Raw genomic sequence first — 21,844 nt, forward strand, 5'->3', positions numbered from 1 at the left:
CCTAAGACCCTAACGCCGATTATTTGATTTTCGCTGAAGGCGCCCGCGACGTGAAGTTAACGTCGGTTAGCGATTGGCGGCTTAGCGCTCTTCGAGCGCGCCGATAATCGTGATTTTTTGCCAGATCTTGCGGCCGAGGCCCGCCGTCAGGTCCTCGACGTCGTTCACGGCGGCAATGACGACGCTGTCGCGCACGCGATCCGCATAGAGCGCGGCCAGCTTGCCGATCAGCGAAAGCATCTCGGCGCAATAGTCGAGATAACGGGTCAACTCGAACTGCGTCATGGTCCGATCGGGCGAGGCCGCGGTTTTCCGCGGATCGAGGACGACAGTCGGGTCCTTCGTCAGCTGGTGCATGTCGATGACGTGCGCGAGTTGGCGCAGCCGATGCAACGCATCCAGCGCGCGCTCACGCTTCATCCGTTCTTCCAGCGTCAGCAAAAACCACGTCGCGCCGCCGAACAGGATCAGCAGGTTCACCGCCGCCTCTAGTCCTTGCAACATTTCCGGCGCCGTCAGCGTGCTGACTTGAATGTCCAGAAACCGGAACGCCAGCACTTGCGCCGCAACGCCGAGCGCCACGATTGAAATCGCCCCAAGCCGCCACAACGGGCGAGGGCGCGCAAGATCGCGGGCGTCACGGGCGCTAAAGCGCGCGGTATCGATCACATCGGCGCATACGAGCGAAAGCCCAGCCTCCGGAAAGCGGGCGTTGATGCGCGTCTGCAACTGCTCAAGCGTTGCAAGGACCCGATCTGCGCGAAGGTGAGGCTCTGGTGACTTCACGGCGCGCTGAGGTTTTGGGTGCGTTGCACCGAACGTTCATCGAACGCTTGCCCGAACGCATTGCCGCGCACGGTGCTCACGGTCTCAGCGGCGTAACGGCGCCCATTCGGCGCCGCCTGGCACGTAATCACGATGTTGATCGAGTCCACGCGAACCAGCGGAAGCGGGCTGAACGCCGCTGGCGCATAAAGCCGCACGCGCGTGATGTCCGGCGTGTCCTTCAGCAACGTCACTTCGCCGCGCAAATGCTCAGCGAAGCGTTGCGACTGCTCATTACGGATGCTCTCGCGCGTCGGTTGGAACGAGTAGGTGCTGGTGGTCTCATCTTCGCGCACTGGGCGTACGTTGGCGACGCGTCCCATATATTCGCTCGCGCACCAGGAGACGCCGTCGACGTCCTCGGCCATCCGATCGAAAGCGCGACGCTGATCGTTGTCGAGGTCCTCACGGCGCGGCGCCACCAGCCGCAGTTCCGGGCTTGCATTCGGCGTGTAACGCGCGCGCCAATTCATCTTGGGAGAGTCGATCTGCAGATCGAAGGCGTAATCGGTCTTGGCCGCTTGGGTCACGGCGATGGCCTGGGTGAGCAGTGCTGAACCCACGCTCTGGGCGGCTGCTGACGCAGCAAAAACAACAAGGCCGGCGACGACGGCGATACGTGCAATGCGGAACATGGGGCAGACCATGCCATGCCGGCCCGCGACGCTCAACGCCGCAAGGCCTATGGCGCCGCTCAGATTGCGCTACATATCGGGGGTGGACGCCCGCGTACCGATCTTGCCGCCGCCATTCGTCGAATGGTTCGCCGCGCGCGGCTGGGCCCCGCGCGCCCATCAATTGGAATTGGTGTCACGCGCGCGGGCGGGGCTTTCCACATTACTGATCGCCCCGACCGGCGCCGGCAAAACTCTGGCCGGATTTCTGCCAAGCCTCATCGAGCTTGCGCCTCGGAAGGCTGAGGGCGCGCGACGGCCCCACAAATTGCACACGCTTTATGTCTCGCCGCTCAAGGCGCTGACCACCGACGTTGCGCGCAATCTCAGCACGCCCGCCAGTGAAATGCAGCTCGGCGTCCGCATCGAAACTCGCACTGGCGACACGCCTTCGTCGAAGCGTCAACGCCAGCGCGCCCATCCGCCGGACATTCTGCTCACAACGCCCGAGCAACTCTCTCTACTGATCGCCTCCGAACACGCGCGCGTCTTCTTCGAAGACCTGCAAGCCGTCGTCATCGATGAAATCCACGCGCTAGCGCCAACCAAGCGCGGTGATCTATTGGCGCTCGCACTCGCGCGCCTGCAGCGCTGGGCGCCAAGTCATCGCCGCATCGGCCTCAGCGCGACAGTCGCCGATGAGGAGGGCCTCGCTCAATGGCTTCTCGGTGCAAATCGACCAAATAAAGACGTCATCGTTCGCGCGCCGCCCGGGGCAAAGCCCGTCATCGATGTGCTCGATTCCGATGCTCGCATCCCGTGGTCCGGCCACACCGCGCGCCACGCCATCCCTGAAATCTACGAAACCATCAAAAAGACCAAACTCGCGCTCGTCTTCGTGAACACCCGCGCGCAAGCGGAGATGACGTTCCAAGAGCTCTGGCGCGTCAACGAAGATTCGCTGCCGATTGCGTTGCATCACGGCTCTCTCGATGTCGCCCAGCGCCGCAAGGTCGAAGCCGCCATGGCCGAAGGCAAGCTTCGCGCCGTGGTTTGCACCTCAACGCTTGATCTGGGTATCGATTGGGGCGATGTCGATCTCGTCATCCAGATCGGCGCCCCAAAAGGTTGCGCACGCCTTGTGCAACGCATCGGACGCGCCAATCACCGTTACAACGAGCCGTCGCGGGCGCTGCTCGCGCCAAGCAATCGCTTCGAGGTGCTGGAATGCCGCGCCGCGCAGGATGCGGTCGAGGAGGGCGCGCTCGACGGCGAATCCAAACGCATCGGCGGTCTAGATTGCCTAGCCCAGCACATCATGGGCTGCGCGTGCGGCGAACCTTTTGAGGAAAACGCGCTCTACGCAGAGGTCGCCAGCACAGCGCCGTACGCTGATCTCAAGCGCTCCCAGTTTGATCGCACCGTCGATCTGGTCGCGACCGGCGGCTATGCGCTTCGCAGTTATGATCGCTATCGCCGTATCGTGCAGGACCCGCACTCGAACTTATGGCGCGTGCGCAATCCTTCAGTCGCGCAGCAGCACCGGATGAACGTCGGCGCGATTGTCGAATCCGAAATGCTCGACGTACGATTGGCCCATCGCGCAGGCGGCCGTCCCCGTCCTGGCACGCCGCGAAAAAGTGGCGAAGGCTTAGCGCCGCTCGTTGCGGGCAGGCGCCTCGGTCAAATCGAAGAATATTTCATCGAGGGCCTCACTCCCGGCGATACCTTCCTGTTTGCTGGCGAAATTCTGCGCCTTCTCGGCGTGCGCGATACCGAAGCCTTGGTCGTGCGCGCGGGCGATCAAGAGAGCCCCAAGATTCCGTCCTATGCGGGCGGCAAGTTTCCGCTCTCCACCTTCCTCGCAGGCCGCGTGCGGCACATGCTGCACGATGCCAAGCGCCACAAAGCGTTGCCGCCGCAGGTGCGCGAGTGGATCAAGATGCAAAAGCGCCGCTCGGTCGTCCCGGCGCCTGACGAGATACTGGTCGAGACGTTCCCACGCGCCAACAAACATTATCTCGTTTGCTATCCGTTCGAGGGCCGCCTCGCTCAGCAAACGCTCGGCGTCCTGATCACGCGTCGTCTGGAGCGCCTCGGCAAAAACCCGATTGGCTTTCTCGCCAGTGAATACGCCATGGCGGTTTGGGGATTGGAGCCGATGGGCGATGTTGATTTCGCCCAACTCTTCGACGAAGACATGCTCGGCGACGACCTCGAAAGCTGGCTCGGTGAATCCACTCTGATGAAGTCGACCTTCAGCAAGTGCGCCGTCATCGCTGGAATGATCGATCGCAACGTCCCCGGCGCGCAACGCAAAACCGGACGCCAGGTCACGTTCTCATCCGATCTCATCTACGAGGTTCTGAAACAGTACGAGCCCGACCACATCCTGCTTCAAGCCGCATTCGCGGATGCGGGCGAGGGCTATCTCGACATCAAGCGCCTCGGCGATCTGCTGCGCCGGGTCAAAGGCAAGATCGTCCACCGGGACTTGCCGCACGTCTCGCCGTTCGCCGCGCCGGTGATGCTCGAAATGGGAAAAGTCGGCGTGCGCGGCGGCGCTGACGAAGCCGTACTCGAAGACGCCGCCAGTCTTATCGCCGAGGCGATGAGCTAACGCAGCGTAGGCTTGCGCGCCGCGCATCGGCGGCGCAGGTTCTGACAACATACTCCGGGGGAAACGATGCGTTCGATTTGGGCTGCTGTGATCTTTGCGTTCGCGCTGACTGGCGCGGCCAGTGCCCAGGTGAGCGAGGCAACGCGCGCCGCCAACGCCGCTTTCGCGCAAACCCTGCCTTGGGCTGATCGCGAGGACGAAGACTTCGCCAATCGCGGCTTCGTCGTCGCCAATGATGCGCAACAAATCCGCACCGCTGACGGCAACGTCGCCTGGGATTTCTCAGTCTACAATTTCCTCCACGGCGATGCGCCCGACAGCGTCAACCCAAGCCTCTGGCGCCATGCGCAATTGCTCGCCCGCGCAGGCCTCTTCCGCGTCACCGACCGCGTCTACCAAATCCGTGGCTTCGATGTGTCGAACATGACGATCGTCATCGGCGACACCGGCCTTATCATCATCGATCCGCTCTCGAGCTCTGAGACCGCCGCCGCGGGTCTCGCCCTTGCACGCCGTACAATTGGCGATCGGCCCGTTCGCGCCGTCATCTACACCCACTCGCACCTCGATCACTTCGGCGGTGTGCGCGGCGTCGTTCCGGCGGGCGAAGAGGCTGGTGTTGAGATCATCGCACCCGATGGTTTCATGGAGCACGCGGTGACTGAGAACGTCATCGCCGGCAACGCCATGAGCCGTCGCGCACAATATCAATTCGGCGCAGGCCTGGTTCCTGGTCCAGAAGGGCAGATGACCTCCGGCATCGGCATTGCGGTGTCCGCTGGAACTTTCACGCTCATCCCGCCAACCCGCACCATCACCCACACTGGCGAGACGCTCACCATCGACGGCGTTCGCATCGAATTCCAACTGACGCCCGATACCGAAGCACCGGCGGAAATGAACTTCTTCTTTCCCGACCTTGGCGTGCTCTGCATCGCCGAGAACGCCACCGCCTCGATGCACAACATCCTCACACCGCGCGGTGCGTTGGTGCGCGACGCAAAGGCCTGGGCCGACTATCTCACCGAAGCGCTGCGCCTTTACGGCGATCGCACACAGATCATGGTCAACAGTCATGCTTGGCCGCGTTTCGGTGGCGATCGCGTGCGTGACTTCATCGCCAGTCATCGCGACGCTTACAAATATCTCCACGATCAAACCGTGCGCCTGATGAATGCCGGCTACACCGATCGTGAAATTGCCGAACAGGTGCGCCTGCCCGAAGCGCTCTCCGCGCGCTGGTTCAATCACGGCTATTACGGCACGATGATGCACAATTCGCGCGCCGTGTATCAGCGTTACATGGGCTGGTACGACGCCAATCCCGCCAACCTCAATCCGCTTCCGCCCGCCGAAGAGGGCGAACGTTTCGTGCGCGCCATGGGCGGCCCCGATCGTGTTCTAGCCGAAGGTCAGCGCGCGTTCGATGAAGGCGATTATCGCTGGGCCGCGCGCGTCCTGAACCATCTCGTGTTCGCCGCGCCCGACAACACCGCCGCTCGCCAGCTCCTCGCGCGGACGCACCGCCAAATGGCCTACCAGGCCGAGAGCGCGATCTGGCGCAACATGTACCTCGTCGCCGCGCGTGAATTGGAGCAGGGACCTCCCACGCGAAGCCAGCCGACGCAAAGCGCCGATCTCGTCGCGGCGACGCCCACGAGTTACATTCTCGATCTTCTCGCCGTGCGTCTCAATCCTGAGCGCCTAGGGGCGCGTCGCTATGCGTTCAACCTTGTTTTCCCGGAACGCAACGAGCGCTTTGCTGTCACCATCGCCAATGGCGTACTCGTCCATGAGCGCGACCAAACCGTCGCTGCCGCGCCAACCATCACCTCGCCGCGTGCGGTATTCCTGCAAGCGATGGCGACCCAAGGCATGGCCCGCGCTGTGTTGTCCGGACAAATCCGCATACAGGGAAACAGAAGATCCCTTGAAGGTCTGGGCGAGGTGTTCGACAACCCCGAACCGAATTTCCCCATCGTCACGCCCTGACGAATCCGGTTTGATCGTATGTGCAATGCCGCTCCTGTCGCAGCCAGCACCAAAGCCTGAGCCTCCGCGCCGCGCGTCCGCGCGCGCCGCGCCGCCAATGGCGATCGTTGGCGCGACGGTGGAGATGCGACTTGGCGATACGTTGATCGCGGCGCTGCCGGACGGTGCGCTCTGGGTCGCTGAGTCAAAAACCCTGATCGTCTCCGATCTTCATTTGGAGAAAGGCTCATCTTACGCGCTGCGCGGCCAGATGTTGCCCCCGTACGATACGCACGCCGCGCTGATGAAGCTCACAGATATGATGCTGCGCCTGCAGCCTGAGATTATCGTCTCGCTCGGCGATAGCTTTCACGACGGCGGCGGGCCCGCGCGCATGGACGCTCGCGACCGCGAACTCCTGCGCTTGCTGATGTCGCGCTGCGACTGGGTCTGGGTCGAAGGCAATCACGATGGCCGCGCCCCCGAAGCACTCGGCGGCGCAATCCATGACGTGCTGCACTTGGGCTCTCTGGTCCTGCGCCACCACCCAACAGAGTCCGAAGCACCCGGCGAAATTGCAGGCCACTTGCATCCATGCGCGAAGGTCACTGGTCGTGGCCGCAGCGTCCGCCGCCGTTGCTTCGCCACCGACGGCGCACGTTTGGTCATGCCAGCCTTTGGCGCGTTCACCGGCGGGCTCAATGTCTGCGACGAAGCCTTCGCCCACATCTTTCCAAACGGCGCAACTGCGCTCGTCCTCGGCAAAGATCGGGTGCTGCCCGCGCCGAACGAAAGATTGATTGGTGACTAACCTTCCCGGGCGAGCAAAGCGAGGCCCGGGACCTCGGGACCAACACGCTGAGCTTTGCCACTTGCTTGATCCCGGCTCGGGCGCCCAATGCCATCTTCGATGCGATTGAGCTTGGCCAGGAAGCGTGAACCCTAAAACCGGTGCAACGCCGTCGCCAACGGAATGATCATGCAGATGATCATCGCGCCGCCCGTCAGCACTTGCCGCAACACAGGATACCACGCCGGCGCGCCGGCATCGCGCGCGCTGCGATAATCCCACATCGCCTGCAGCGCAAAGAGCCCAGCGAACATCGCCGCCGCGCCCAGCACTGGCGTTATATACACAACCAGGGCCGCAAGCGCCCAACCGGAGAGGGCAGGCAGCGCGCTGAACAACAACCGTAAGCCGTTCGGATTTTCCGGCGCGCGCATGATTTCAAACCCACAGCGCACGCCGCCGAGAAAAGACAGAAGCACCGCTGCGTAAAGTGAGAAGCCGATGGCCCCCAAGCGCGCTGTGCTTGCGTGTTCCGAGAGCGAGATCAGCGCTGAAACGGCGAGCGGTGCGAGGCCTAAAAATCCCAGACGAAGCGCCGCGCGCGGAAGGATAGGTGGTCTGACGCTCACGGACGGCGGAATACCACGGCCGCGCCCCAGCCCGCCAACAGTGCGAGCAGCACCGTCACAATGCCGTAGAGCCAGGACACGTTTGTGGCGAGATCATGGATCGTGCGTTCGACGCCGACGCGTGAAATCACGATCGGAATGCGCTGTCGCGAGATCAAGCGGCCATCGCGAAAAAGATAGGTGTCGGCGTGATATTGCGCGATGGGCGCATTCGCCGGCAAACGCACCACCGCGCGGAAGAGCCCGCCTTGATACGCCGTAAGCCCGCCGCGAACGCCTTCTTGCGGTCGCCGCGAGTACCATTGATAGAGCCCTTGCTCATAGCGCAGCCGCACTAACGCTGCGCGGTAGGCCGAAGGATCGCCGCCTGCAGGCACAGCACTCGCAAGCTGCGCAGAAGCGGCGGGATCGAGCTGATAGCGCCAAATCGATTCAGGGCTTGCAATATCGCGCAGCGGCCGATTGCTCAGCACTGCGAAGAAGGCCGGTGCTTCGCTGAAGCGCACCGGATCGCCGTTTACCCACAATCCAAACGCACGCCGCTTTTGCAGCACCGTCGCCGGCTCATTCGGCCCACGCAGCACGACGACGATGTCCCCGCGTCCGCGCCGATCCGGATTGACGCCGAACACGGTGATGAATGAGCCGCCATACGTGGAGCTCACCGTGATCTGCTCTTCGGCAACGCCGGCTGGCAAATCGTCAGCAACGTCAGAGCCGGGCTGTTGCTGCGCCGAGGCTGGCGCGCCCGCGAACATCACCAAAGCAAGAGTTGCGAGGAGGCGCTTCATCACCACATCCCCGCGCCGAGCACATAAGCTTCTTCCGGTGGGATCACGAGATCGAGCAGGAATTTGATGCTCGCAGCCATTAGGAGCGCCCCCAGAATGCCGCGCACGTACTCGGCCTTCAGGCCCGCGCCCACACGCGCGCCAATCTGAGCCCCAACAACGCCGCCCGCCATCAGCAACAGCGCCAACACCAGATCGACTGTCTGCGTCGCGATCGATTGCAGCACCACGATCAGCGAAGCGATCACCAGCACTTGAAACTGCGACGTCCCGATGACGACGTTGGTCGGCATACGCAGCAGATAGATCATCGCCGGGATCAGGATGAAGCCGCCGCCAATGCCCATGATCGCAGAGAGCGCGCCGATGGCGAACCCGATGCCGAGCGGCGGCAACACGCTGATGTAAAGTCCCGAGCGCGGAAAGCGGATACGAAAGGGCAGGTTGTGCGCGATGCTTTTGACCGGGCGCCGCAACACGGAGACGCTCTTCGTCGGTCTGCCGCGCCAGAATTGATAACTCTCGCGCACCATCAGGAAGCCGACGCCCGAGAGTAGGATCAAGTAGAGCACCGAGACGATGAGATCGAGCTGCCCCAACCGGAGCAGCCGCTCGAACAGCGCCACGCCGCCCGCGCTGCCAACTACGCCGCCAATCGAAAGCAAAAGCCCCATGCGCCAATCGACGGACTTGCGCCGCGTGCGCGTCATGATGCCGGAGAAAGACGTCGCTGCGATCTGGCTCGCGCCTGTCGCAACCGCAACCGGCGCCGGCACGCCCAAGAACAAAAGCGCCGGAGTCATGATGAAGCCGCCGCCGACACCCACCATGCCGGACACAAAGCCAACGGCGCCGCTCACCAACAAGATAAGCAGCACGGCCACCGGCATTTCGGCGATCGGCAGGTAGATCAAAATTCTGCTCTGAACTCAGCGCCGCAGCACTACGCCCGCGGCCCCCTTATGATGAGGGTCGCGCGCGTAGGCAACGCTACTTCGCCGCTAAATTCCGGGACTTGATTAAGTGCTTGGACGCGTGTTCCAGGCGCGCGGGCCGAATTCGCCGTTCGCCACGGCGCTCGCTGCCCGCGGACGGAACGCCTGAGAGCGCGCCCGGGCCTGTTCGATCTGGTTTTGGGCCAGCTGAGCCTCAAGCGCCGTCGCACGTGCGCCTGCGTCCTGATCGCCCTGACGGGCGGCCACAAGGAACCAGAACAAGGCTTCCGACGCGGAAGCGTTCACGCCACGGCCCTGTTGATAGAGGACGCCCAGATTGTACTGGCTGTCCGCAACGCCCAGTTCCGCCGCCTGACGGAACCAGCGGAACGCCGCCGCTTCATCCAGCGGCGCGCCTTCGCCGCGCGCAAAATAGACGCCAAGATCGTGCATGGCGCGGCGATTGCCCGCCGCCGCCGAACGCTCGGTCCATTGGCGCGCGATCGTCAGATCCGCCGGCACGCCTTCGCCGCGCTCATAGAGCTTGGCCAGGCGATATTGCGCCATCGCGAAACCGCGATCGGCGGCGCGGCGCAGCATGGTCACGCCCTCAGCAGCCCGCCCTGAGCTGATACGCTGCAGCGCCAGTTCATATTGCGCCGTGAGATCGCCCGATTGCGCGGCTTGCTCAAGCGAGACGTTGCGCGCCGGCAGCGGACCCGCGACCACCGGCTGTGACGGTGTCGTCGTATTCTGGGCCATCGGCGGTCCAGCAGTTTCCGCCGCAGGCGGCGGCGCAGCGCCCTCAGTGACTGCGCCATCCGGCGCCATGCCTTCGGCTGGCGCTTCCGCGAACGGATCAGCAGGCGGCGGCAGCGTCGGCGCCATGTTGGTCACTGGCGTCGGTTCTGCATCCGGCTGCGGCTCGGCGCTATCGGCGCGGTTCTTCAGATAGTACGCGCCACCAATCAGAGTGGCCGCGACGAGGCTCGCCGCGCCCCACAACACGACACGGCTTGAACCCCGCAGGCTAAGCTTAGGCGCTGCAGCAGCTTGGTCCGGGCGCGTCTTCGGTAGCGACTGCGCCTGCGCTGCTTTGCGCGCATTGGCGAGATAATCGTTCTTCGCCGGCGGTTCTTCTTCTGTCACGATCGGCAGATCGTTGAAGTCCGGCGCATCGAGTGAGAAGGGCGCTTCCTCTTCAACGCCCAATGCCAGCGGCACATCGTTCGCGTGCGGCGCAGGTGGTGCAACCAAACCAGCAACCGCATCTTCAATCGTCGCGGGCGCGAGATCGTCGTCCGGCGTCCAGAACGGATCGTCGTCAAGCGGTGGCGGCGCGACCGATAGTTCCACCTCTTCGTCGATCAGCAGATCGTCGTCCGGAGAAACCTCGATCGGCTTGTATTCCGCGGGCACGAAGGCCTCTTCCGCCGTGTTCTCATCGACCAGCAGATCGTCGATCTGATTGTCTTCGGCGAAATAGATGTCGTGATCGTTCGGCGCTTCCATCGCCGGCTGGCGCGGCGGGAGCGGTCCAGCGCGCATCGGCTGCGCTGCATCGCGCGGCGAAACGTAAGGCTGCGGCTCAGGATTGCTGAGATCGTAGGAGATGTCGTCGTTGAAGGTCGGGAAGTCTTCCATCCGGCGCGACGGCGTCGGGATGGACGGCTCCGCATGTGCGGCTGGCGCTGCCGGCGTACGGCCCGTCTCGAACTCTTCGAGCTTCGAGGCGACATTCGACACAGCCTTTTGCACCGGCGCGATCGCCTCTTGGCTGTGTTCTTCTACTTCAGCCAAACGCTGCATGATCGAGCTGATCGCTTCCGAGACACGCTGGCCCGCGCGCTCTTCGCTGTCGAGCATGCGCTCGCCCAGTTCGCGCGCCATAATGTCTTGGCGTTGGTTGAAGCGTTCGGCCATGCGCGCGACTTGCTCGCCCACATGTTCGATGGCTTGCGCGCTGCGTTGCTCAACCGCGCCTACGCGCTCTTCCAAGCGCTCGGAGAGGCGGCCAACTTCAAGGCCCATGCGATCGAATGCAGCCGCTTCACGGCGCTCGATATCGTCGAAGCGCTGCTCCAGCGTCGTCGCCATGCGCGAAAGCTCTTCACGCACCGCCGAGGCCGCCGCGTCGTCATTGCGTGATTCAACCGTGCGCAGACGCTGATCCACCGTCTCCGACATGCGCTTGATCTCGATCGAGATCGCTTCGATCGTTTGCGCTTGGCGCCGTTCGGCGGCCGCAAGACGGCGGTTCACGTCAGCCAGCGCGCCCTCGACGCCTTCGCCGCCCGCCATAACCGACTGCAGCTCTTGCGTGATCTCTTCGCGCACCGTTTGCGCCATCGTGTCGAGCCGTTGCTCGAGCATAGCGCGCACAGCTTCTGTCTCCATCGCCGCGCCGCCACCGTGCTCGATGCGGGCGCTGAGTGAGGAAACCGTCTCTTCGATGTGACGGATCGCCGTGTTCGCTGTCGATTCGGTTTCTTCCAGCTTGTCGGCTAGGCGCTGCAACGCGCGATCGAGCGAGCTCACCGTCTCGCCGATATGATCGACGTTCGGTGCATTGGCGGTTGCCGCTTCGACGCTGGCGATGCGCGCTTCAAACGCGGCAAGCGCGCCGGTGAGGGGGCTCGCGTCGGTCTTCGTTTCAAGTGATGTCAGCCGCTCGGCGATGTCTTGCTGCGCTTGACGCAAGTCACTGAGATCGATCGTGCCGCCGGATTGGCCAGCGATGTCTTCGACTTGCTTGACGCGCGCCGAGAGCGTGAGTTGCGCATTGCGCAGATCCGCGATCGCCGCACCCGCTGCTTGGCGTAAACCGGCCGTGCTTTCGCGCGCGCCGGCTTCCGCGCGCTCGATCCGCGCGATAAGCGAGGCTTGCTCAGCCTTCAGCGTATCGACGGCGCCGACGCGCTTCGAAATCTCGCTTTCGAGGCGGACGACTTCTTCCAGCAGCGCTTCGCGCGCGCCGCGTGTTTCAGTCGAGGTCTCGGTGCGAACTTCGGCAACCGCCGTTTCGATCGCGCGCCGCGTTGAGGCTTCGCTGTCGATCAGGCGTTCGTTCAGTTCTTCTTGCAGACGGCGCAGTTCGTTCACCGCATCCGCCGAAGCTTCGCTCGCTTGACGCGCAGCTTCTTCGGCAACCGCGCGCGCTTCGCTCAGCGTCTGTGCGATGACGGCGTCGCGGCCGCCCATTTCGGTGGTCAGGAAAGATGCGGCGGCTTCGGCGCGGCGCGCCACTTCTTCGGCAACCGCAACCTGATGCTCAAGACGTTCCTTTACGTCCGAAATTTCCTGCGAGGTTTGCTCGGCGCGCTGCAAGCGGCCGCTCAGCGTGTCGCCCGCATTGCGGAACTGTTCCAGCGCATCGGCAATGCGCTCAGCCGCTTCGCTCGATGCAGCTTCGGCGTCTTCAACGCGTGCAGCGAGCCCCAGCACCGAGCGATCGATCGTTGACACAGCGCGGTCGAGACCGGTCACCGCGAGTTGCGTGCGGCGTTCAATCGATTCAATGCGCTGCGCCAAACGCGTTGGATCGGCCGCACGTGCATCGCCAACGTTCCAATCGTCTTCGCTATCATAGTCGGTGGTCTGCGAACCAAAGCGGGCCCGCGGCGCGCGCGGCGGTTGTTGCAGCGAGTTGTGCGGCGGCGTTTGCGCGCCGCCACCCCCGAGCTGACCTGACGCAAGCGCCTGGTTCAAATATTCGCCAAGGCTCATGCCCTGACGAGCCGCAGCTTCACGCGCCGCCTCTCGCACTTTGGGGTCAATGCCCTTGACGCTCCAGCTTTGCGCACCGCTCATTGTAGCCCTCGCCGCGTTGTGCCGCGCGTCCGCGGCTCACGCCCAACCCCTTGGGGCAGACTCGAAGAATTCGAGAATCGCCCACGACTTTGCAGTGTCGATGAAAGCGGTCGGCGTGTTAATGGCGCGTAAAAAGGTAAACAGGGATTAGCCATGTCTAACACGCCGCGCCAATTCGGACCCGAAACGCAAGGCGGGGTGTATCTGCGCGGACTAAGTGGCGCAAAGCCCGACATCCCAACCAACTTCATCGGACTCGAAGCAGCAGCGCAGAAGAAGATGACGCCGGCGGCGTGGGCGTACACCGCCGGTAGCGCCGGGTTGGAAACGGCGGCGGAAGCAAACCGCGCCGCTTTCGCGCGCTTTCCGATCGCACCGCGCATGCTGGCCGGCGCAGCGACACGTGATCTCGGTAGCGAAATTTTCGCTGCGCGCGTTGCCGCGCCGGTCTTTTCATCGCCGGTAGGCGTGCTCGAGATGATGCATCCCGAGGCCGATCTCGCGGTCGCGCGCGCGATGAAAAACCTCAACCTGCCGATGATCATTTCGTCTCAGGCATCAACGCCGATGGAGAAGATCGCGCAAGCCAACGGCGATGGTCCGCGCTTTTACCAACTCTATTGGGGCAAGTCGGACGCGCTGGCGGAGAGTTTCGTCAAGCGCGCCGAGGCGATCGGCTGCAAAGCCATCTTCATTACGCTCGACACTCTGGTCCTCGGCTGGCGACCGCGTGACCTCGATATCGGCTTCTCGCCGTTCCTGCGCGGGCAGGGTATCGCACAATATACTTCCGACCCCGTGTTTCGGGGGCTGCTCCCGCAGACGCCGGAAGAGAACCCGCTCGCCGCCGCCGTACACTTCACGCAGCTCTTCTCCGATCCGGGCGTCGACTGGAAACGTATCGCGCAAATCAAATCGTGGACGAAACTTCCCGTTGTTCTGAAGGGCATCATGCGTGCTGACGACGCCGAGCGCGCCGTTAAGGAAGGCTATGACGGGGTCATGGTCTCCAATCACGGCGGACGACAGGTCGATGGCGGCATTGGCGCGCTCGACGCGCTGGCGAAGGTGACCGCCGTCATTGGCGGGCGCGTGCCTGTCTTCTTTGACTCCGGCATCCGCTGTGGTGCTGACATCTTCAAAGCCATTGCCCTTGGGGCAACGGCCGCCGGTATTGGTCGTCCTTATGTTTATGGCCTGGCCTTGGCCGGCGAGCAGGGCGTTCAGGCGGTTATGGAATACCTCTTGGCCGAGCTCGACATCACGATGGCGCTCAATGGCTGCCCAACGCCGAAAGACATCACCCGCGATTTGCTTGGCTGAGCATTATTTATGACGGATGCGTCAACTTCAGTTGACCCTACCGTAAACGGAAACTAGCGTGGCCCGGCTGGGTAAACCGGAGGGACCTCCCCATGACTTCCAAAGCTGAGCGCACGTACACAATTTCGCAGCTGGCCCGTGAGTTCGAGGTCACGCCTCGAGCGCTCCGCTTTTACGAGGATAAAGGTCTTCTCACCCCGCGCCGCGACGGCATGAACCGCGTCTACTCCCATCGCGACCGCGCCAAGCTCCAACTCATTTTGCGCGGCAAGCGCGTTGGCCTCTCGCTGATCGAGATCAAGGAAATCCTGGATCTCTACAAAGTCGATCAGCGCGCGCAGGCGCAAACGGCGCTCAAGAAATACAAATCACGCATCGTCGCGCTGGAAGCGCAACGCGAAGATGTCGATGCGGCGATCGAAATCTTGCACGACAGCGTAAAGCAGCTCGAAGAGTTCCTTGCGAAGCCTGCCGCCCCCGCCGCCATGGCCAATGCGCGCGCATTTGAGGCCGAGGCAAAGAAGCGGCTGCAAGACGCGCACTAAGACGCGTATAGACAAGAAAACATAAGGGGACGTGCATGCCGACATACACGGCGCCGCTTCGCGAATATCGCTTTCTCCTCAAGGATGTGCTCGACATTGAGCGCTATTCCAATTTGCCGACTTTTGCGGACGCGCCGATCGATTTGATCGACCAGGTGTTGGAAGAGGGCGCGAAATTCTGTGAAGGCGTGCTCGCGCCTTTGAACAAGGTCGGCGACGAGCACGGCTGTGTGCGGCGCGATGATGGCTCGGTGACGACGCCGCCCGGCTTCAAGGAAGCCTACAAGCAACTCGTCGAGGCCGGCTGGCCGGCGCTCTCCTGCGATCCGAACTATGGCGGCCAAGGTATGCCGCACGTGATCTCTCTGGCGTGGAGCGAGATGGTGTCGTCGTCGAACATGGCGTTCGGCATGTACCCGGGCCTCAGCCACGGCGCCTACGAAGCCATCCACCATCACGGCAGCGATGAGCAAAAGCAGACCTACCTGCCCAAGCTCGTTACCGGCGAATGGACCGGCACCATGAACTTGACGGAGCCGCATTGCGGCACCGATCTTGGCATGCTGCGCACCAAAGCGATCCCGCAAACCGACGGCAGCTATCGCATCACCGGCCAGAAGATTTTCATCTCGGCCGGCGAACACGATCTTGCGTCGAACATCATCCACCTCGTGCTCGCGCGCATCGAAGGCGCGCCTCAGGGCACTAAGGGCATTTCACTTTTCATCGTGCCGAAGTTCGTCCTCGATAAGGACGGCAACCCGGGTAAGCGCAACGGCGTCGTCTGCGGCAAGATCGAAGAGAAGATGGGCATCCACGGCAACTCGACGTGCGTGCTCAATTACGATGACGCGACCGGCTATCTCGTCGGCCAGGAGAACAAAGGTCTCCAGGGCATGTTCGTGATGATGAACGTCGCGCGCCTTGGCGTCGGCCTTCAAGGTCTTTCGCAATCGGAAGTCGCCTATCAAAATGGCGTCGCCTACGCGAAGGATCGCTTGCAGGGCCGTTCGATCACTGGCGCGAAAAACCCGGACGGCCCCGCCGATCCGATCATCGTCCACCCCGACATTCGCCGCATGCTGATGGACGCCAAGGCGTTCAACGAGGGCGCGCGCGCTTTCGCTTTCTGGACCGCCATCTACGGCGATCTCCTGCTTGTCTCACCCGATGAGAAGGTGCGCGAAAAGGCCGAAGATTATATGGGTCTGATGACGCCGGTGCTGAAAAGCTATCTCACCGACAAAGGCTACGCTAACGCCACCAATTGCCAGCAAATCTTCGGCGGCCACGGCTACATCGAAGAGCACGGCATGAGCCAGTTCGTGCGCGATGCTCGCATCGCCATGATCTACGAGGGCGCCAACGGCATCCAGGCGCTCGATCTCGTCGGTCGCAAGCTCGGCGCCAATGGCGGCCGCGCCATCTTCGCCTTCTTCAACGAGATCGACGATTTCGTGCACAACCACGAAGACGACGCCGAACTCAAGGAATTCGTCGAAGCTCTGCAGGGCGCGAAGGCTCAAATGCAGGACGGCGCCATGTGGCTGATGCAGAACGGCATGTCGAACTTCGACAATGCCGGCGCCGCTTCACACGATTTCCTCAATGTCGTCGGTCTCACCGCGCTTACCTACATGTGGACGCTGCAAGCCAAGGCCGCTTACGCCGCCAAGAAAAACGGCGGCGCTGGCGATCCATATTACGACACCAAGATCGCCACCGGCCGCTATTTCATCACCCGCATGCTGCCCGACGCCGCCGCGCATCTCGCCAAGCTGAAGAGCGGCGCCGGCCCGGTCATGGCGCTCACCGCGGAGCAGTTCTGATGGCGACCTACACCGCGACCGTTGTCTGGGCGCGCGGCGATCAGCCGTTTACCGACGGCCAATATTCGCGTGCGCACGAGATTTCGTTCGACGGTGGCACGGTGGTTCCAGGCTCGTCCTCGCCGCACGTGGTGAAGCTGCCGCTCTCGCGCGAGGACGCTGTCGATCCCGAAGAAATGCTCGTGGCCTCGCTCTCGACTTGCCACATGCTTTTCGTTTTGGATTTTGCCCGCCGCGCCGGCTTCGTCGTCGATAGCTACATCGATCAAGCCGAAGGCGTGATGGGCAAGGACGATCGCGGCAAGATCGCCGTCACCCAGGTGAAGCTCAATCCGATCATCGAATGGAGCGGCGATAAGCAGCCGACACCCGAAGAAGTGCGCGAGCTCCATCACAAATCCCACGAAGCCTGCTTCATCGCCAATTCATTCCGCGGCGATGTCGCCATCGCGGAAGGTGAGGCGCACTGATGAGCGACCGTCTCGATCTCGTGACGCGGCTTGAGCAGAAGATCGCTCAGCGCGCGCGGTTGGACGAACGCGTGCGCCAGGAAAGCGCTGCAGAGCCGAACGCGGCGGAAGATCCCGCTGCTCTGAAAGAATTGGACGACGATCTCGATCGCTTGCGCCACCAGATCAGCGTGCTCGATGTCGAGATCGCCGAGCTGGAGCGAGAGATCGCGGACGGCGCCTAAGTTTGCCGCGCTTCGCTCAGCCCGAGCGAAGCGGTCAGCGGAGTAGGTGCTGCAAAGCGCCACGGGACGACTCCGGTCCCACGGAGGGTGGTTTGCTCCCCAGTTTACGGGGGAGCTGTCACGCGAAGCGTGACTGAGGGGGCCGCGTTGCCCCCAACGTCTCGCGCTTCGCGCGATCCACTTCCCCCGCAGGCGGGGGAAGAAAGAGGAGTACGGAAGATGGCTGAGGCCTATATTTATGACGCGGTTCGCACCCCGCGCGGCAAAGGCAAGTCGAACGGCTCGCTGCACGAGCAAACGTCGCTGCAATTGGCGACGCAAGTGCTCGAGGCGATCCGCGATCGCAACAACCTCGACACCTCGAAAGTCGATGACGTTTACATGGGCTGCCTCTCACCGATCGGCGAGCAGGGCGGCAACCTCCCGCGTATCGCCGTGCTCAACGCCGGTTACGCGCAAACCGTCGCTGGCGTGCAGGTCGAGCGCTTCTGCGCATCTGGCCTTGAAGCCTGCAACATCGCCGCCGCGAAAGTGAAATCCGGCGAAGCCGAACTCGCCATCGGCGCCGGCTGCGAAAGCATGAGCCGCGTACCGATGGGCTCGACCGGCGGTTCATGGGCGACTGATCCGTCGATCGCGATGAAATCCTACTTCACGCCGCAAGGCGTCGCCGCCGACGCGATCGCAACCAAGTACGGCTTCTCGCGCACCGATCTTGATAGCTACGCGGTCCAATCCCAGCAGCGCGCCGCGCAAGCCTGGAAGGAAAACCGCTTCAAGAAGTCGATCGTGCCGGTGAAGGATCAACTCGGCGTCACGCTGCTCGCGCACGACGAATTCATGCGCCCGGAAACTACGCTTCAATCGCTCGGCGCGCTTGAGCCCAGTTTCAAGATGCAAGGCGAAGTGATGCCTGGTTTCGATGGCGTCATTCAGCAGCGTTATCCGGAAATCGAAAAGATCGATCACGTCCACCACGCCGGCAACTCGTCCGGCATCGTTGACGGCGCCGCTGGTGTTTTGATCGGCACCAAGGAAATGGGCGAAGCGCTCGGCCTGAAGCCGCGCGCCCGCATCCTCGGCGGCGCTTCGATCGGCTCTGAGCCGTCAATCATGTTGACGGGCCCTGAGCACGTCACGGCGAAGCTGATGAAGAAGCTCGGCCTCACCAAGCAAGACATCGACCTCTGGGAGCTCAACGAAGCTTTCGCGGCGGTCGTGCTGCGCTGGGTCCAAGCGCTCGATCTCGATATGGCCAAGGTCAACGTCAATGGCGGCGCTATCGCGATGGGTCACCCCATTGGCGCAACCGGCGCGATGATCCTCGGCACCATGGTCGATGAACTCGAACGCGCCGACAAAGAACGCGCGCTTATCACGCTCTGCATCGGCGCCGGCATGGGCACCGCAACCGTGATCGAACGGGTGAACTAAGATGAACGGCGGTATCTTCGCGCTCTGCATCGGCATTGGCACAGCAATCGGTGTCAGCGTCGGTGTGGCTACCGGAGATATCGGCCTCTGGCTCAGCCTCGGCGTCGCTATCGGCGCCGGGCTGGGCGCTTCACTCGGCGTGGCGATGGCGCCGAAGGAAGACGACAAGAAAAATCCGCCGCAACGTAAGAACGATGGGAATAGGTAGAGGGTAGGTTCGATGGAAAACTTCAAGATCGACGTCGACAGCGACGGCATCGCGCTCATCACGTTCGACGTGCCGGGCCGCTCCATGAACACCATCACCGGCTCGGTGATGCGTGACCTGATTTCGCTCGTTGAGACGCTAAAGTCCGACGAAAAGATCAAAGGCGCCGTCATCACCTCGGGCAAGGCCTCAGGCTTTTGCGCCGGCGCAGACCTCGGCGAACTCAACCAACGCGGCGCCGCAAAGGAAGAAGCGCCGAAGTCGGAAGAAGAGAAGCTGAAGAAGCAATTCGATCAAAGCTTCACCCTGAACCGTTCGCTTCGCGCGCTCGAAACCTGTGGCAAGCCGGTGGCCGTCGCGCTTGAAGGCCTTGCCCTCGGTGGCGGCCTCGAAATCGCGCTCGCGTGCCATTATCGCGTCGCCGCCGATAACCCGAAGATCAAGTTCGGCCTGCCTGAATCGAAAGTCGGCTTGCTTCCTGGCGCCGGCGGCACCCAACGCCTGCCACGCCTCATCGGCGTGCAGAACGCTGCCATGATGATCCTGCAAGGCGCCGATAAGTCGCCGCAAGACGCCAAGGGCCTTGGCTTCATCAATGAAGTTGTGCCCGCCGGCAAAACCGTCGAAGCCGCGAAGGCTTGGGTGAAGGCGAACCCGAAGGCGATCGCGCCGTGGGACGTCAAAGGCTACAAAGTGAAGGACGGTCCGTTCACGCCGGCTGGCGCGATGGCGGCTGTCGGCGGCAACGCCATGGTCTCCAAACAGACCAACCTCAACTACCCGGCCCAACGCAACATTCTGTCGTGCATCTATGAAGGCATGCAGGTGCCGATCGATGCAGCGCTCCGCATCGAGAGCCGCTACTTCATCAAGACCGCCAACACGCCCCAAGCCAAGGGCATGATCCGCTCGCTGTTCGTGAACATGCAAGCGCTTGGCAAGGGCGGCAATCGCCCCGAAGGCATCCCGACCTACGACATCAAGAAGGTCGCCGTGATCGGCGCTGGCCTGATGGGTGCGGGTATCGCCTACGTGCAGGCCAAAGCCGGTATCGAGACAGTGCTCCTCGATGTCAGCCAAGAGAGCGCCGAGAAGGGCAAAGCCTACTCGCAACGCATCGTTGATAAGGACGTCTCGCGCGGCAAGATCACGAAGGAGAAGGGCGATGCTTTGCTCGCTCTGATCACGCCTTCGACCGATTATTCGCTGATTAAAGGTGCTGACCTCGTCGTCGAAGCCGTCTTCGAAAACGTGCAGCTGAAAGCCGAAGTCACCAAGAAGGCCGAAGCCTTCCTCGGTGAAAACGCCGTCTTCGGCTCCAACACCTCGACGTTGCCGATCACCGGCCTCGCCGAAGCGTCAGCGCGCCCGAAGAACTTCATCGGCATCCACTTCTTTTCGCCGGTCGAGCGCATGGGTCTCGTCGAACTCATCATGGGCAAGGAAACGACGCCGGAAACTCAAGCCAAGGCGATCGACTACGTCATCAAGATCCGCAAGACGCCAATCACCGTGAACGACTTCCGCGGCTTTTACACCTCGCGTTGCTTCGGCACCTATCCGGCCGAAGGCGTCGAGATGCTGATGGAAGGCATTGCGCCCGCCATCATCGAAAATGTCGGCCGCCAATGCGGCATGCCGATGGGGCCGCTCGAAGTCTCCGACTCTGTCGGCCTCGATACCGCGCTGAAGATTGGCAAGACCAACGCCGAACTCAATCAGCAGGATTACAAGAAGGATCCGCGCGCCGGCATGTTGTCATGGCTCGTGGAAGATAAGGGCCGCGTCGGCCGCAAAGGCGGCAAGGGCTATTACGAGTATGGCGAGGATGGAAAGCCCACGCGCATCTGGCCGGGCATTTCCGAGCGCATCGAAGTGAAAACCAAAGAGTGCCCGCCCGAGCTGAAAGTTGAGCTCACCAAGCGCTATCTCTTCCGTCAGTGCATCGAAGTTGCGCGTTGCTTTGAAGAAGGCGTCATCCTTGATCCGCGTGACGCCGATGTCGGCTCGATCCTGGCTTGGGGCTTTGCGCCATATTCAGGCGGCTGCATCAGCTACATCGACTTGTTCTGGGGAACGAAGAAGTTCGTCGAAGAAGCCGATCGTCTCGCCGACACCTATGGCGAGCGCTTCCGCCCGAACAAACTCCTCCGCGACATGGCCGCGAAGGGCGAGACCTTCTACGAACGCTTCGGCGCCAAGCAGAAGGCAGCCGCCTAAGTCTCGATCGTCCTGGAACCCAGGGGCTAACATGTTGCCCCTGGGTTCCAGATCGCGTTTCACGCGGCCGGAATGACGCGTTCGATGCTGTAAGGTCTGAGCAAGTGACGGGAGGCGATGCGATGGATCAGCTTACACTGGCGAACCCGGTTTTCGTTACTTACGCCATCGCCGCTTCGATCATGGTTTTAAAGATCATGTTGCAGGGCTGGATCACGGTCGCGCGCATGATGTCGAACCAGGCAGGCTTCGTCAGCCCAGAAGACGCCAAAGCCGGATTGGCCAATCCAAAACCGCGCGCCGGTCAGCTTGAGATCAACGACGACGTCGAGCGTTCACGCCGCATCCATCGCAACGATCTTGAGAACATTCCCGCTTTTCTCGCGATCGGCCTGTTGTTCGTTTTGGTCGCGCCGCCACTCGCTGCCGCGCAATGGCTGCTCTACGGCTTCGTCGCTGCGCGTCTGGCGCACTTCGCTGCCTACTCAAGCGCCCAGAGCCACGAAGTCCGCGCCAGCTTCTACACGATCGGCTCTCTCATCGTGATTGCCATGGCTGTGTGGGTGCTGGCAGCGGCCATCGCGCACCTCTAACGGCGCAATCTAA

Annotated in this window: 18 protein-coding genes; 12 read left to right on the plus strand and 6 right to left on the minus strand. The window is 62.5% G+C overall.

All coding sequences use genetic code 11. The annotated features are described in order from the left end of the window. Positions 1-81: 81 nt before the first annotated feature. Together ATE48_RS15140 and ATE48_RS15145 are read right to left on the minus strand one after the other, a co-directional pair. A complete protein-coding gene (locus ATE48_RS15140) occupies positions 82-786 on the minus strand; it encodes a hypothetical protein (protein WP_066772916.1) in 705 nt (234 codons plus the stop codon). Beyond that, positions 783-1,460, minus strand: a complete 678-nt coding sequence (locus ATE48_RS15145) for a hypothetical protein (RefSeq protein ID WP_066772918.1) — start codon at positions 1,458-1,460, stop codon at positions 783-785. Before ATE48_RS15145 ends, ATE48_RS15140 begins: the two co-directional genes overlap by 4 nt. A gap of 49 nt (positions 1,461-1,509) precedes the next feature. Between ATE48_RS15145 and ATE48_RS15150 the strand changes: the two genes are divergently transcribed. From ATE48_RS15150 to pdeM, 3 genes are all read left to right on the plus strand, one after another. Continuing rightward, positions 1,510-4,059 (plus strand): ligase-associated DNA damage response DEXH box helicase, encoded by a 2,550-nt coding sequence (locus ATE48_RS15150; RefSeq protein ID WP_156767800.1) that lies wholly within the window; start codon positions 1,510-1,512, stop codon positions 4,057-4,059. Positions 4,060-4,125: 66 nt separating this feature from the next. Next, a complete protein-coding gene (locus ATE48_RS15155) occupies positions 4,126-6,051 on the plus strand; it encodes an alkyl/aryl-sulfatase (protein WP_066772920.1) in 1,926 nt (641 codons plus the stop codon). Positions 6,052-6,148: 97 nt separating this feature from the next. Then, positions 6,149-6,841, plus strand: a complete 693-nt coding sequence (gene pdeM / locus ATE48_RS15160) for a ligase-associated DNA damage response endonuclease PdeM (RefSeq protein WP_066775204.1) — start codon at positions 6,149-6,151, stop codon at positions 6,839-6,841. Between the two features lie 131 nt (positions 6,842-6,972). Here the strand turns inward: pdeM and ATE48_RS15165 are convergent, their stop codons facing one another. The 4 genes from ATE48_RS15165 to ATE48_RS15180 all read right to left on the minus strand — a co-directional run bounded on the left by ATE48_RS15165 (position 6,973) and on the right by ATE48_RS15180 (position 12,985). After that, positions 6,973-7,449, minus strand: coding sequence for a DUF3429 domain-containing protein (locus tag ATE48_RS15165; protein WP_066772922.1), 477 nt, complete (start codon positions 7,447-7,449; stop codon positions 6,973-6,975). Further along, positions 7,446-8,240: a TIGR02186 family protein gene (locus ATE48_RS15170; protein ID WP_066772924.1), complete on the minus strand. Its 795-nt coding sequence runs from the start codon at positions 8,238-8,240 to the stop codon at positions 7,446-7,448. Before ATE48_RS15170 ends, ATE48_RS15165 begins: the two co-directional genes overlap by 4 nt. Beyond that, a complete protein-coding gene (locus ATE48_RS15175) occupies positions 8,240-9,157 on the minus strand; it encodes a sulfite exporter TauE/SafE family protein (RefSeq protein ID WP_066772926.1) in 918 nt (305 codons plus the stop codon). Before ATE48_RS15175 ends, ATE48_RS15170 begins: the two co-directional genes overlap by 1 nt. Positions 9,158-9,259: 102 nt before the next feature. Next, complete coding sequence (locus tag ATE48_RS15180; protein ID WP_066772928.1) at positions 9,260-12,985, minus strand: SEL1-like repeat protein; 3,726 nt, start codon at positions 12,983-12,985, stop codon at positions 9,260-9,262. Between the two features lie 153 nt (positions 12,986-13,138). Here ATE48_RS15180 and ATE48_RS15185 point away from each other — a divergent pair, with 153 nt between their 5' ends. From ATE48_RS15185 to ATE48_RS15225, 9 genes are all read left to right on the plus strand, one after another. Continuing rightward, positions 13,139-14,308: an alpha-hydroxy-acid oxidizing protein gene (locus ATE48_RS15185; RefSeq protein ID WP_066772929.1), complete on the plus strand. Its 1,170-nt coding sequence runs from the start codon at positions 13,139-13,141 to the stop codon at positions 14,306-14,308. A 92-nt stretch (positions 14,309-14,400) separates the two neighbouring features. Continuing rightward, positions 14,401-14,853 (plus strand): MerR family transcriptional regulator, encoded by a 453-nt coding sequence (locus ATE48_RS20230; protein WP_066772931.1) that lies wholly within the window; start codon positions 14,401-14,403, stop codon positions 14,851-14,853. Positions 14,854-14,888: 35 nt separating this feature from the next. Further along, a complete protein-coding gene (locus ATE48_RS15195) occupies positions 14,889-16,682 on the plus strand; it encodes an acyl-CoA dehydrogenase C-terminal domain-containing protein (protein ID WP_066772933.1) in 1,794 nt (597 codons plus the stop codon). Next, positions 16,682-17,152 carry an OsmC family protein gene (locus tag ATE48_RS15200; RefSeq protein ID WP_066772935.1) on the plus strand — a complete coding sequence of 157 codons (471 nt, stop codon included), beginning with the start codon at positions 16,682-16,684 and terminating at the stop codon, positions 17,150-17,152. Before ATE48_RS15195 ends, ATE48_RS15200 begins: the two co-directional genes overlap by 1 nt. Next, positions 17,152-17,376 carry a hypothetical protein gene (locus tag ATE48_RS15205; RefSeq protein ID WP_066772937.1) on the plus strand — a complete coding sequence of 75 codons (225 nt, stop codon included), beginning with the start codon at positions 17,152-17,154 and terminating at the stop codon, positions 17,374-17,376. The genes ATE48_RS15200 and ATE48_RS15205 overlap by 1 nt, the downstream gene beginning before the upstream one ends. 219 nt (positions 17,377-17,595) lie before the next feature. Continuing rightward, positions 17,596-18,810, plus strand: a complete 1,215-nt coding sequence (locus ATE48_RS15210; protein WP_066772939.1) for an acetyl-CoA C-acetyltransferase — start codon at positions 17,596-17,598, stop codon at positions 18,808-18,810. A 1-nt stretch (position 18,811) separates the two neighbouring features. Beyond that, entirely contained in the window at positions 18,812-19,018 is a 207-nt protein-coding gene (locus ATE48_RS15215; RefSeq protein WP_066772941.1) for a hypothetical protein, read from the plus strand. A 12-nt stretch (positions 19,019-19,030) separates the two neighbouring features. Next, positions 19,031-21,238, plus strand: a complete 2,208-nt coding sequence (locus tag ATE48_RS20320; protein WP_066772943.1) for a 3-hydroxyacyl-CoA dehydrogenase NAD-binding domain-containing protein — start codon at positions 19,031-19,033, stop codon at positions 21,236-21,238. A gap of 122 nt (positions 21,239-21,360) precedes the next feature. Further along, complete coding sequence (locus ATE48_RS15225; protein ID WP_066772945.1) at positions 21,361-21,831, plus strand: MAPEG family protein; 471 nt, start codon at positions 21,361-21,363, stop codon at positions 21,829-21,831. Positions 21,832-21,844 lie beyond the last annotated feature (13 nt).

It is taken from the genome of Candidatus Viadribacter manganicus, assembly GCF_001679665.1.
GTDB lineage: Bacteria > Pseudomonadota > Alphaproteobacteria > Caulobacterales > Aquidulcibacteraceae > Vitreimonas > Vitreimonas manganica.

What these genes read in the sequence shown, in the direction of transcription:
- ATE48_RS15210 (WP_066772939.1), top strand. Translation starts at nt 17,596, where the DNA reads ATGGCTGAGGCCTATATTTATGACGCGGTTCGCACCCCGCGCGGCAAA.
- ATE48_RS20230 (WP_066772931.1), top strand. Translation starts at nt 14,401, where the DNA reads ATGACTTCCAAAGCTGAGCGCACGTACACAATTTCGCAGCTGGCCCGT.
- pdeM (WP_066775204.1), top strand. Translation starts at nt 6,149, where the DNA reads ATGGCGATCGTTGGCGCGACGGTGGAGATGCGACTTGGCGATACGTTG.
- ATE48_RS15225 (WP_066772945.1), top strand. Translation starts at nt 21,361, where the DNA reads ATGGATCAGCTTACACTGGCGAACCCGGTTTTCGTTACTTACGCCATC.
- ATE48_RS15185 (WP_066772929.1), top strand. Translation starts at nt 13,139, where the DNA reads ATGTCTAACACGCCGCGCCAATTCGGACCCGAAACGCAAGGCGGGGTG.
- ATE48_RS15215 (WP_066772941.1), top strand. Translation starts at nt 18,812, where the DNA reads ATGAACGGCGGTATCTTCGCGCTCTGCATCGGCATTGGCACAGCAATC.
- ATE48_RS15205 (WP_066772937.1), top strand. Translation starts at nt 17,152, where the DNA reads ATGAGCGACCGTCTCGATCTCGTGACGCGGCTTGAGCAGAAGATCGCT.
- ATE48_RS15195 (WP_066772933.1), top strand. Translation starts at nt 14,889, where the DNA reads ATGCCGACATACACGGCGCCGCTTCGCGAATATCGCTTTCTCCTCAAG.
- ATE48_RS20320 (WP_066772943.1), top strand. Translation starts at nt 19,031, where the DNA reads ATGGAAAACTTCAAGATCGACGTCGACAGCGACGGCATCGCGCTCATC.
- ATE48_RS15180 (WP_066772928.1), bottom strand. Translation starts at nt 12,985, where the DNA reads ATGAGCGGTGCGCAAAGCTGGAGCGTCAAGGGCATTGACCCCAAAGTG.
- ATE48_RS15170 (WP_066772924.1), bottom strand. Translation starts at nt 8,240, where the DNA reads ATGAAGCGCCTCCTCGCAACTCTTGCTTTGGTGATGTTCGCGGGCGCG.
- ATE48_RS15200 (WP_066772935.1), top strand. Translation starts at nt 16,682, where the DNA reads ATGGCGACCTACACCGCGACCGTTGTCTGGGCGCGCGGCGATCAGCCG.
- ATE48_RS15145 (WP_066772918.1), bottom strand. Translation starts at nt 1,460, where the DNA reads ATGTTCCGCATTGCACGTATCGCCGTCGTCGCCGGCCTTGTTGTTTTT.
- ATE48_RS15150 (WP_156767800.1), top strand. Translation starts at nt 1,510, where the DNA reads ATGGCGCCGCTCAGATTGCGCTACATATCGGGGGTGGACGCCCGCGTA.
- ATE48_RS15155 (WP_066772920.1), top strand. Translation starts at nt 4,126, where the DNA reads ATGCGTTCGATTTGGGCTGCTGTGATCTTTGCGTTCGCGCTGACTGGC.